The sequence below is a fragment of the Actinotalea endophytica genome, assembly GCF_025717005.1.
GTDB lineage: Bacteria > Actinomycetota > Actinomycetes > Actinomycetales > Cellulomonadaceae > Actinotalea.
Window position 1 is genome coordinate 312355 of the sequence record NZ_JAOVZU010000006.1, and the last position, 11109, is coordinate 323463.

The 11109-nt window shown below is 72.9% G+C and carries 12 protein-coding genes and 1 riboswitch; of the genes, 7 read left to right on the forward strand and 5 right to left on the reverse strand.

Features of this window, described 5'->3' with window-relative positions:
* The first annotated feature begins 24 nt into the window (after positions 1-24).
* The 5 genes from OEB99_RS12530 (at position 25) to OEB99_RS12550 (ending at position 4580) form a co-directional block, all read left to right on the forward strand.
* A complete protein-coding gene (locus OEB99_RS12530; RefSeq protein WP_263577601.1) occupies positions 25-555 on the forward strand; it encodes a VOC family protein in 531 nt (176 codons plus the stop codon).
* The gene (locus OEB99_RS12535; protein WP_263577602.1) at positions 555-2063 is read left to right on the forward strand and encodes an FGGY-family carbohydrate kinase; all 1509 of its coding nucleotides are present in this window, start codon (positions 555-557) and stop codon (positions 2061-2063) included. The genes OEB99_RS12530 and OEB99_RS12535 overlap by 1 nt, the downstream gene beginning before the upstream one ends.
* Positions 2064-2099: 36 nt before the next feature.
* The gene (gene hxlA / locus OEB99_RS12540) at positions 2100-2732 is read left to right on the forward strand and encodes a 3-hexulose-6-phosphate synthase (RefSeq protein ID WP_263577603.1); all 633 of its coding nucleotides are present in this window, start codon (positions 2100-2102) and stop codon (positions 2730-2732) included.
* 253 nt (positions 2733-2985) lie between these two features.
* Complete coding sequence (locus OEB99_RS12545; protein WP_263577604.1) at positions 2986-3891, forward strand: L-ribulose-5-phosphate 3-epimerase; 906 nt, start codon at positions 2986-2988, stop codon at positions 3889-3891.
* 17 nt (positions 3892-3908) lie between these two features.
* A complete protein-coding gene (locus OEB99_RS12550; RefSeq protein ID WP_263577605.1) occupies positions 3909-4580 on the forward strand; it encodes an L-ribulose-5-phosphate 4-epimerase in 672 nt (223 codons plus the stop codon).
* A gap of 44 nt (positions 4581-4624) precedes the next feature.
* On the opposite strand, the gene ribH is transcribed toward OEB99_RS12550, so the two are convergent.
* From ribH to OEB99_RS12575, 5 genes are all read right to left on the reverse strand, one after another.
* A complete protein-coding gene (ribH, locus tag OEB99_RS12555; protein WP_263577606.1) occupies positions 4625-5116 on the reverse strand; it encodes a 6,7-dimethyl-8-ribityllumazine synthase in 492 nt (163 codons plus the stop codon).
* On the reverse strand, positions 5113-6411 hold the full coding sequence (ribB, locus tag OEB99_RS12560; protein ID WP_263577607.1) for a 3,4-dihydroxy-2-butanone-4-phosphate synthase: 1299 nt from the start codon (positions 6409-6411) through the stop codon (positions 5113-5115). Before ribB ends, ribH begins: the two co-directional genes overlap by 4 nt.
* Positions 6408-7049 (reverse strand): riboflavin synthase, encoded by a 642-nt coding sequence (locus OEB99_RS12565; RefSeq protein ID WP_263577608.1) that lies wholly within the window; start codon positions 7047-7049, stop codon positions 6408-6410. The genes ribB and OEB99_RS12565 overlap by 4 nt, the downstream gene beginning before the upstream one ends.
* A complete protein-coding gene (gene ribD, locus OEB99_RS12570; protein WP_263577623.1) occupies positions 7049-8086 on the reverse strand; it encodes a bifunctional diaminohydroxyphosphoribosylaminopyrimidine deaminase/5-amino-6-(5-phosphoribosylamino)uracil reductase RibD in 1038 nt (345 codons plus the stop codon). Before ribD ends, OEB99_RS12565 begins: the two co-directional genes overlap by 1 nt.
* An 86-nt stretch (positions 8087-8172) precedes the next feature.
* Positions 8173-8314, reverse strand: a riboswitch (FMN riboswitch).
* Between the two features lie 110 nt (positions 8315-8424).
* Positions 8425-9186 (reverse strand): SDR family NAD(P)-dependent oxidoreductase, encoded by a 762-nt coding sequence (locus OEB99_RS12575; protein WP_263577609.1) that lies wholly within the window; start codon positions 9184-9186, stop codon positions 8425-8427.
* Between the two features lie 163 nt (positions 9187-9349).
* On the opposite strand from OEB99_RS12575, the gene OEB99_RS12580 reads away from it, so the two are divergent.
* Positions 9350-10279 carry an NmrA family NAD(P)-binding protein gene (locus OEB99_RS12580; RefSeq protein ID WP_263577610.1) on the forward strand — a complete coding sequence of 310 codons (930 nt, stop codon included), beginning with the start codon at positions 9350-9352 and terminating at the stop codon, positions 10277-10279.
* A gap of 8 nt (positions 10280-10287) precedes the next feature.
* Entirely contained in the window at positions 10288-10875 is a 588-nt protein-coding gene (locus tag OEB99_RS12585; RefSeq protein WP_263577611.1) for a TetR/AcrR family transcriptional regulator, read from the forward strand.
* Positions 10876-11109: the final 234 nt, after the last annotated feature.

Genomic DNA, 11109 nt, shown 5'->3' on the forward strand with positions numbered 1-11109 from the left:
CACCCCGACCGAAGCAGGAGCGTCATGCAACCCAAACTGATCCACCACGTCGGCATCCTGGTAGCGAACCTGGAGGAAGCCATCGAGCGGTGGGAGCGGATCACGGGGTACACCTTCGGCCCGATCCACCGGTACCGGAGCAGCCACTACCGCGACTCCAGCGAGCAGGACGAGCACCTCCACGACGCACGGCTCTCCTTCTCGCGCGAGGGGACGCCGCACATCGAGCTGCTCGAGGCGACCGGCACAGGTACGCACGGCGCAGCGAACCTGGGGGTTCACCACCTCGCCTTCGTCGACTACGGCGACCTGGAGGCGGAGCATGAGCGGGTCACCGGTCTGGGCCTGCAGGTCGACGGCCGCGACGTGAACGACGCCGGCGAGCTGCTGCTGTTCTTCACCGACCCGCCGAGCACCGATCACGTCCGACTCGAGTTCGTCGCCCCGCGCGACCATCCCAATGTCATGGACGACGGTTCGCCGATGTGGCGCGACCCGAGCACCGGGCGATTCGACGCATGGGGACCGGACGGCAAGGACTGGAGGGGTCGCTGATGGGGCGATACGTGATCGGGGTCGACAACGGCGGCACGTTCATCAAGGCCGGGATGTACGACCAGGACGGAACCCTCGTCGCGCTCGCGAAGGAGCGCAACGTCGTTCGCGCCCTGGCCGGGGGGCGGGTCGAGGTCGATCAGGAGGAGCTGTGGCAGGCCAACTGTCGGTGCGTGCGGCGGCTGATGGCCGACAGCGGCGTGCCGCCCGAGGAGGTCGAGTGCTTGGGCTTCGCGGGCCAGGGCAAGGGACTCTGGCTGCTCGGTGACCGTGGGGAGCTGGTTCGTGCCGGGATCACGTCCGCGGACGACCGTGCCTGGCGCTACGCGGAGCAGTGGAAGGCGGACGGCAGGGCCGCTGCGATCTTCCCGGCGACCCTTCAGGGTCTCTTCAGCTCCCACCCGGTGACCATCCTCAGGTGGCTGAAGGACCACGAGCCCGAGGTGTACGACGCCGCACGCTGGGTCTTCTCGATGAAGGACTACCTCGTCTTCCGCGCGACCGGCGAGGTCGTGTCGGACTACTGCAACCAGTCGGGCAACAGCTTCATCAACCTCGCGACGCGCGAGTACGACCCGACGATCCTCGAGAAGCTGGGCGTCCCCGAGTTCATCGAGAAGCTTCCTCCCCTGTTCGAGGCCGCTGAGGTCGTCGGTTCGGTCACGGCGGCGGCGGCAGCCGAGCTCGGCTGCGCGGGGGGGACCGCAGTCATCGCGGGCATGTTCGACGTGGATGCGAGCGCGGTGGCGGCCGGTCTGGTCGACCAGTCGGTCGTGTGCCTCATCACCGGCACCGCGGGGGTGAATGTGTACGCCGCGCCGGAGCCGGTGGCCGACGGTTCGGTGGCCATGAACTCGCTCTACTGCATCCCGCAGACCTACCTGGTCGAGGAGGGCTCGAACACCTCGGTCGGGACGATGGAGTGGGTCGCGGACACCCTCTTCGGTCCGGAGCTTCGGGCCGCCTGGGACGACCGCTCGGCGGTCTACGGCCAGATGGCGGGGGCCGCTCGTTCGGTCGAGGTCACCTCGAGCGACGCAGTGTTCCTCCCGTTCCTCCAAGGCGATGGCTTCGGGGGGCGCAGCGGCGGGGTGTGGGCCGGTCTGTCGTCGACCGATCGGCGCGAGCACCTGACAAGGGCCGCCTTCGAGGGAGTGGTGTTCGCCCATCGGCGGCACATCGATCGACTGCTTCGGCATCGGCCCGCGCCGCGTGCCTACCGGATCGCCGGCGGGGCTGCCCGCTCGGCGCACTGGGTGCAGCTGTTCGCCGACGTGCTCCAGCGGCCGATCGAGGTCACGACCGAGAGCGAGCTCGGCGTCAAGGGTGTGGGCATCGCAGCCGGCATCGCCACGGGCGTGTACACGGGCTTCGCCGATGCCGTGGCGAAGCTTGCGCCGGCGAACGAGACGGTCGAGCCGGACGCTGCGATGGCCGAGCACTACGACCGCAAGTACGACAGGTTCAGCCGCGCGGCCGAGCGGCTCCGCGATGTCTGGGCCGACTGACCGACGCCGACTTCGGAACGGGAGAGAGAGAGTCACATGAAGTTGCAGGTTGCACTGGACACCTTCTCGCTGGAGACCGCGGTCGCGGTCCTCGAGCGGATCGCGCCCTGGGTCGACGTCGCCGAGATCGGGACGGGTCTGGGGATCAGCGCCGGCATCGAAGCCGTGCGAGTCATCAAGGAGGCGCATCCGCAGCTCGAGGTGCTCTCCGACATCAAGATCATGGACGGCGGCGAGAGCATGGCGGCGTTCGTGCTCGATGGCGGCGCCGACATCGTGTCGGTCCTGGGCGTGACGGACGACGCGACCGTCGCTGCAGCCGTCGGCGCAGCGCACGAGCGCGGCAAGCGGGTGCTCTGCGACATGATCGGCGTGCGTGACGTCGCCACACGGGCCGCGGAGCTCGACTCCCTGGGTGTCGACCTGGTCTGCGTCCACACGCCCTACGACCTCCGCGAGACGGTCAAGCCACCGGCCGAGGCGCTCGTCCAGGTGAAGGCAGCCGTGACCCGAGCCGGCACGGTGGTCACGGGCGGCATCAAGCTCGACACCGTCGACTCGATCGTGGCGCTTGCCCCGGACGTGGTGGTCGTCGGCAGCGGCATCATGGCCGCCGCTGACCCTGAGGCAGCGGCGAAGGCCTTCCACCGAGCGGTGCACGCCGCCTAAGCACGACCGACTCCCGGCACCGGCCGGGCAGCCACTCCCATCGAACGCTCGGCGCGTACGCGCCCAGCGTTGGCGAAGCACACCCTTTTGGAGGCGACGTGCCTGGTCACGACTGGTGCAGTCGACGCCCTCGGCAACCCGCGCGCAGCGCGAGGGCCATCAGCGACGTTGCGTTCGCGCGGGCCCCTGACGAGCTCGACCGACAGGTCGGCGTTCGCGTGCTTCACGTCGCGGGTCCCCGGGGGTGGTCGCGGTGACCGCGCTGCGACCGGTGACCTGGGGGGTCGAGCTCGGCGTCTATGAGAAGGCGCTCCGGTGGGCGGGTTCCTGGGACGATCTGTTCCGGCAGGCCGCTGATGCGGGGTTCGCCTTCGTGGACCTCTCGGTCGACGAGACGGACGACCGCGTCTCCCGTCTCTGGTGGCCGGATGCGGTGCGCGGGGAGGTTCGCGAGGCGAGCCTGCGCCACGGTGTGGCGATCGGCGGCCTGTGCCTGTCGGCGCACCGCAAGGTCGCTCCGGGCAGCGCTGACCCGGCCGTGCGGCGACGGTCGCAGGAGCTGCTGCTGCGCAGCGTGGACCTGAGCGTGGACCTGGGTGCCCCGCTGATCCAGGTCGCGGGCTACTACGCCTTCTACGAGGCTCCCCGGTCGGGGGCACGCGAGCACTACCTCGACGTGATCGCCGCGGGCGCCGCCTATGCCGCACAGCGGGGCGTGATGCTCGGTATCGAGAACGTCGACGGGACCGACATCACCTCGATCAGCCGGGCGCTGGAAGCGTGCGACGAGATCGGGTCGGCCCACCTTCAGCTGTATCCGGACATCGGCAACCTGACCGAACGCGGTCTTGACGTCGTCGCCGAGCTCGCCGCGGGCCGCGGGCGGATGCTCGCGCTGCACGTGAAGGACACGCGCCCGGGCGAGCCGCGACGGGTCCCGATGGGCACGGGGGCCGTCCCGTGGGCGAAGGCGTTCACCGAGCTCGCTCGGCAGGGGTGGTCGGGGCGGATGCTCATCGAGATGTGGAACGACTCGCGGCCCGACTCCGCCGCGGAGGCACAACGCGCGCGGGAGTTCATCCGGGGCCGGCTCGAGGCCGCCGGCATCCCGGTCGCCACGCGGACGCCAGGACCGGTGGCTGAACGCCACGCTCAGTAGCACCTTGGAGGAGAGCAGTGCTGGACGAACTCAAAGGACAGGTCTGCGAGGCGAACCTCGCCCTTCCGCGACATGGGTTGGTGACGTGGACGAGCGGGAACGTCTCAGCGCGCGACGAGGAGAGCGGGCTCGTGGTGATCAAGCCATCGGGTCTCCGGTACGAGGTGATGACCAGCGAGGACATGGTCGTGGTCGACCTCGAGGGCAGAGTTGTCGAGGGCGGGAGAGGCCCGTCGTCCGACACGTTGTCGCACCTCGGCGTCTACCGCGCTCGCGCTGACGTGGCTGCCGTCGTCCACACTCACTCTCGCTATGCCACGGCGTGGGCTGCCATCGGCGAGACGATCCCGTGCGCGCTCACCGCGATCGCGGACGAGTTCGGTGGCGACGTTCCGCTCGGGGACTATGCGCCCATCGGATCGGACGCGATCGGCGCCGAGATCGTGCGATGCATCGGCGACTCACCCGCGATCCTGATGAAGCACCACGGTGTCTTCACGATCGGCCCGACCATCGACAAGGCGCTCCAAGCCGCGGTGATGGTCGAGGACGTGGCGCACACGATGGCGATCGCGCGGGGCCTCGGTGAACCCGTTCGCCTCTCGGCGGAGCGGATCGCCGAGAACTGGGATCGGTATCGACACCGGTACGGCACCAGCGCGGCCAGCGAAGGGGTGTCGCGGGTGTAGCCCGATGCCGTCGTCGCCGCGGTGGCCGGCGACCGACCCTGCGCTCAGCGGCTCCACGGCGGCGCCGCACGCAAGGTCAGCGCGGTCGCGACGGCCGCCTGGGCGGCCTCGTACCCCTTGTCCTCGCGAGACCCCGGGAGCCCGGCACGGTCGATCGCCTGGGCGTCGTCGTCGCAGGTCAGCACGCCGAACCCGACCGGCACGCCGGTGCTCACGGACACCTGGGTGAGGCCGTCCGTCGCCGCCTGGCACACGTAGTCGAAGTGTGGGGTCCCGCCGCGGATCACGACCCCGAGCGCGACGACCGCGTCGGCGCCCGCGTCGGCGAGGCGCCGGGCCGCCACCGGCAGCTCGAACGAGCCGGGGACGCGGACGACGTCCGCCTCGGTGATCGTCGCGCCGGCCTCGTCGAGGGCGCGCAGCGTTCCGGCGACCAGACCGTCCATGACCGTGGTGTGCCAGCTCGCGGCCACGACGGCGATGCGCAGACCGCGCGCGTCGAGGTGGGCCGGGGCGGGTGCGCCGGTGCCGCTCATCGGATCTCCTGAGGGGTCGGGGCGGCGCCGTTGGCACCGCTGGTGGGTTCGTCGTCGAGCAGGTGGCCCATCAGCTGGGCCTTGGTCGCCAGGTAGGTGGCGTTGTGCGCCGTCCGGCCGACGCGCAGCGGCTGCGGGTCGACCTCGACGCCGTGCGCCATCAGGCCCGCGACCTTCGCCGGGTTGTTCGTCAGCAGCCGGACCCCGGTCAGCCCGAGGTCGGCGAGGATCGCCGCGGCCGCGCCGTACTCGCGGCGGTCGGCCGGCAGCCCGAGGTCCAGGTTGGCCTGGACGGTGTCCCGGCCGGCGTCCTGCAGCGCGTACGCGTCGATCTTCGGCAGCAGCCCGATCCCGCGACCCTCGTGGCCGCGCAGGTAGACCACGGCGCCGCCCTCGCGTGCGGCCTGGTCGAGCGCCGCCTCGAGCTGCGGCCCGCAGTCGCAGCGCAGCGACCCGAACGCGTCCCCGGTGAGGCACTCGGAGTGCACCCGCACCACCGGCACGGCCGCGGGATGCTCGGGTGCGACCGGGACGAGCGCGACGTGGTCGGCGCCGGTGCGCAGGTCGCGGTAGCCGTGCACGGTGAACTCGCCGTGTCGCGTCGGCAGCTGGGCCGACCCGGTCCGGTGCACCCGGGGGCGGCGGTCGGGGTCCGCCGCGACGGGCGCGTCGTCGCCGTGCTCACGACGCCAGGCGATCAGGTCCGCGATGGACAGCAGGACGAGGCCGGCCTCGCGGGCCAGGGCGGCGCTGTCGTCGAGCCGCATCATCGTGCCGTCGTCGTTCACGAGCTCGGCGATCCCGGCGACCGGGTCGAGCCCCGCGAGCCGGCACAGGTCCACCGCAGCCTCGGTGTGCCCGGCACGGTGCAGGACGCCGCCGGGCACCGCGCGGAGCGGCAGGACGTGGCCGGGCCGGATCACGTCGTCGGGCCCGGCCGCCGGGTCGGCCAGCACGCGCAGGGTCCGGGCACGGTCGGCGGCCGAGATGCCGGTGGTGACCCCGTGCGTCGCGTCCACCGTGACCGTGTACGCCGTGCGCCGCGGGTCCTGGCTGTGCGGCACCATCAGCGGCAGGTCGAGCGCGTCGGCGCGGGCCGCCGGCATCGGGGCGCACAGGTACCCCGACGAGTGCCGGATGGTCCACGCGACCCACTCGGCCGTGGCGGTGCCGGCCGCGAGCACGACGTCCGCCTCGTTCTCGCGGTCGGGGGAGTCCACCACCAGCACCGGCTGCCCGCTGCGCAGCGCCTCGAGCGCGTCCTCCACGGTGCCGAGCACCACGTCGTCGGTCATGACCGTGCTCCCTCCTGTGTGCTGTCCTGCGAGTCGATCTGCGTGTCGGTCTGCGCGCCGAGCAGCCGCTCGACGTACTTCGCGACCACGTCCACCTCGAGGTTCACCTGGTCGCCGGGCTCGAGGGCGCCGAGGGTCGTCACCTCGAGCGTCGTGGGGATCAGCGAGACCCCGAACCAGTCGTCGCCCACGCCGGTGACGGTCAGCGAGACCCCGCTCACCGCGATCGAGCCCTTCTCGGCGACGTACTTCGCCAGCGGGGCGGGGAGCGCGAACCGCAGGTCGTCCCAGCGCGGGCCGGGGTTCCGTTCGAGCAGGGTCCCGACCCCGTCGACGTGCCCCTGGACGAGGTGACCGTCGAGCCTGCCGTCGGCCCGCACCGCGCGCTCGAGGTTGACCCGCCCACCGACCTCGAGCCCGCCGAGGGTCGTCCGGGCGAGCGTCTCGGGCATGGCGTCGACGCCGAACGTGCCGTCGTGCACGTCGACGACCGTCAGGCACACGCCGTCGACCGCGATCGAGTCCCCCAGGTGCACGTCCTCGGTGACCAGGGGGCCGTGCAGCTCCAGCCGAGCGTCCTGACCGCGCAGGTGGACGCCGGCGACGGTGCCGAGCTCCTCGACGATTCCGGTGAACATCAGACCTCCAGGTGGGGCTGGGTGGGACGGGCGACGACGAGCACGTCGGGCCCGAGTCTGTGCACGTCGACCGTGCGCAGCCGCAGCGCCTGCGCGATGGTCGCGATCCCGAGCGGGCCGACCGCGGCCGGCCCGTCTCCGAGCAGCGCGGGCGCCAGGTACGCGTGGACCTCGTCGACCAGTCCGGCACGCAGGAACGCCGCGGCGACGGTGGGGCCGCCCTCGACGAGCACGTGGCGGACCTGCCGGCCGGCGAGCAGCGCCACGGCGCGAGCCGGGTCGTGGCCCGGCACCTGGACCAGCTCGCCGCCCTCCCCGCGCAGCCGGGCCCCGGCGGGCACCGCACGGTCGCCGAGCACGACCCGCAGCGGCTGGTGGTCCGCCGCCCGGTCCTCGGCGGACCGGACCGTGAGTGCGGGGTCGTCCGCGAGGACGGTGCCGGTGCCGACCGCGATCGCGTCGACCCGGGCACGCACCCCGTGGGCGTGCGCACGGGACTCCGCTGACGTGATCCAGCGGCTCGTCCCATCCTGCGCCGCCACCCGGCCGTCCAGCGTCGTGGCCATCTTGAGGGTGACCCAGGGGGTGCCGCGGCGGACCGAGGTGAGCCAGACCTCGAGCTGGTCCTCGACCGCGTCGTCGAGCAGGCCGGACTCGACCTCCACGCCGGCCGTGCGCAGCCGCGCCGCGCCACCGCCCGCCGGCGACGGGTCGGCCACCGCGTGCACGACCCGCGCGACACCGGCCTCGAGCAGGGCTCGCGTGCAGGGGCCGGTGCGTCCGGTGGTGTCGCACGGCTCGAGGGTGACCACCGCGGTCGCGCCGGCCACGTCGTGACCGGCCGCTCGCGCGGCGGCCAGGGCGGCGACCTCGGCGTGCGCGGTGCCGGCGCCGCGGTGCCAGCCCTCGCCGAGGACCCGGCCGTCCCGGTCCAGCAGCACGGCACCGACCTGGGGGTTCGGACCGTGTGCCGGTCCGCGCGCGGCGAGCTCGACCGCGCGCGGCCGCGCGTCGCGGGCGCGCAGCCGCGGGTCCAGGGCGCCGCGGGCCCCGCGGTCAGGCTCCGGGGACGACGACAGGCGTCACGACGTCGCCGACGCGCCACCAGGGTGCGCGACGACGTCCCGTGCTTCCTCCCATCCGGACTTTCACCGTCGGTCCTGGAGTTCCACCAGGTCAACCGGATCGCAAGGGCGGGTGCCCATGCTCACCGGGTCGCGGACTGTCACCGCCGGTTCGGAATTACACCGACCCCGGAGCACGTACGTGTTCGAGCGCAGTGTGCCACACGCTCATGGGGGTTCCCCTGGGACCGTCGGGCCGCCGGCGGCGACCCGTGCCGGCCTTGCCGGCGGCCCGGACGATCGCCGGGGGTTCAGATCGCCGACCACCCGCCGTCGCACGGCACGATCGCGCCGTTCATGTTGCTCGCGTCGTCGGAGAGCAGGAAGCAGATCAGGGCGGCCTCGTCCTCGGCGGCGGCCACCGGCGGGATGGTGGTGCCCATGATCGGCCCGAGCGTCGCCGCGGCGTGCTCGGACCTGAACGGCGCCTCGATGTTCGTGGCCACGGCGCCCGGCGCGACGGCGTTGCAGCGGATGCCCTGTGCCTTGTAGAAGACCGCCACGGACTTCGTCAGCCCGTTGACCGCGTGCTTCGAGGCCGTGTAGGCGACGCCGGACGCCGAGGCCCGCAGGCTCGCCTCGGACGAGACGTTCACGATCGCACCCTTGCCGGCCGCGATCATGACCGGCAGGACGCCCCTGATCAGGCGCATCGGAGCCGTGAGGTTCACGCCCAGGACGCGCTCCCAGGTGGCGTCGTCCACCTCGGCCGGGGGCAGGAAGGCGTCCATGATCCCGGCGACGTTCGCGAGCCCGTCGACCTTGCCGCCGGCCGCGGCGACCAGCTGGTCGGCGAACACCGGGTCGGACACGTCGCCGGCGACGGTGACCAGGTCGGCGTCCGGGTTCTCCGCGACCAGCGCGTCCAGCCGGTCCTTGGCCACGTCGGTGGCGACCACGTGGGCGCCTTCCAGGGCGAGGCGGATCGCGGTGGCCTTGCCGATGCCCGAGCCGGCGCCGGTCACGATCACGGTGGAGCCGGAGAAGCGGTCGGGGGTGAAGACAGGAGACATCGTTGTGCCCTTTCTTCAGTTTCTGTGGATACCCCTGTGGGTATCTACTTCCGACGCTACTCCGGCGGGGGGTTCGCTGTCCGGCGCGCCGTTCGGGAGGCGTGCCGCCGGCCCGGGACCTTCGCCGAGTTTCGCTACGCCTCCGTAGCGTACTGTCCTCGACGTGAACCACTCGTCGTCGCCAGTGCCTCGGACGTCGTCGGACGGCGCGCGCTCCTGCGGCGGCTCGGTGCTCGTCACCGGCGCCTCGGGGAACGTCGGTGGGGCAGTCGTCCGGTCGCTGATCGCGGCGGGTGTTCCGGTGCGGCCCGCGGGTACCGACCCGGTTCGGCTCGCGGCGAGGCACCCCGAGCTCGCGCCCGTGCGGCTCGACCTGCACGACCCGTCGACGTTCGCCCCCGCGCTGCGCGGCGCCGCGGGGCTCTTCCTGGTGCGCCCGCCGGCCATCTCGAGGGTGGGACCGACCCTCGGCGCGCTGGTCGACGCCGCGCGTGACGCCGGGGTCGGGCACGTGGTCTTCTCGTCGGTGACCGGCGCGGACAGCAACCCGCTGGTGCCCCACCACCGGGTCGAGGCCCGGGTGCGGGCGTGCCCGTCGTGGACGATCCTGCGCCCGGGGTTCTTCGCGCAGAACCTCGCGGACGCGTACCGCGAGGACATCGTCGCGGCCGATCGGCTCTGCCTGCCGGCGGGTTCGGGTCGGGCGGCCTTCATCGACACCCGCGACATCGGGGACGTGGCGGCGACGGTGTTCCGCGACCCGGCCGCGCACCATGCAGCCGGGTACACCCTGACCGGCCCCGAGGCGCTCGACCTCGACCAGGTGGCAGCCGTGCTCACCGCCGAGCTGGGCCGCCCGATCTCCTATCGACCTGCCGCTGCACTGGGCTACGCGGCGCACCTGCGGCGGGCGGGCCTGCCGATGGCGCAGGTCGCGGTCCAGACCGTGCTGCACGTCGGGCTGCGCCGGGGCCAGGCCGCCGAGGTCGATCCCACGGTGCAGCGACTGCTCGGCCGGCCCGGCCGCACCCTGGCGGAGTACGTGCACGACCACCGCGACCTGTGGGCGGTGCCCGCACCGGCTCGGTGGTGAGGATGACCGTGGCGCACGTCGACCCCCGGGTGGCCCGCTCCCGAGCAGCGGTGCTCGCGGCGGCCACCGAGCTCCTCGCCGAACGAGGGGTGGCGGGCACCACGATCGAGGCCGTCGCCGCCCGCTCGGGAGTGGCCAAGACGACCATCTACCGCCAGTGGCCGGACCAGCACGCCCTGGTGCTGGACGCGTTCGACACCGTGCTGCCCGTGACACCTGCGCCGGACACCGGCGCCCTGCGCGGCGACCTGCTCGCCATCGTCTCGGGTCTGGCCCGCGCCCTCGTGAGCAGTCCCGCGGCGACCCTGATGCCTGCGTTGATCGACGCCGCCGAACGGGACCCGGGGTTCGCCGACCTCCACCACCGAGAGGCCGCGCGGCGGCACGAGGCGGTGCGCGAGGTCGTGCAGCGCGCCCGGGACCGCGGTGAGGTCGGTGACGACGTCGACCTCGACGACCTGCTCGACGCCCTCGCCGGGCCGCTGTTCCACCGTCGGTACGTCACGGGCCGACCCCTGGACGACCGGACCGCGGAACGCGTCGTCGACCGGGTCGTGGCCGGCCTGATGAGGCCCACCGGCCACCCCGCGACCTGACCCGGTGGCCCCGGCCCGGACGCCCGGCCCTGGTCCGGACGCCCGGCCCTGGTCGGGGCACCCGGCCCCGGCCCGGTCCGCCCGCTCCGGGACCTCGGGTCGAACGTCTAGCTGTAGTTCCCAGGGACGTTGTGATCAGCGTGGTGTGAGTGGGAAGGCGAGGACCTCCGGTATCGAAGGGGTTACCACACCATCCTCGATGACCCGGAGGTCCTCGTGACCCACGCTAACGCC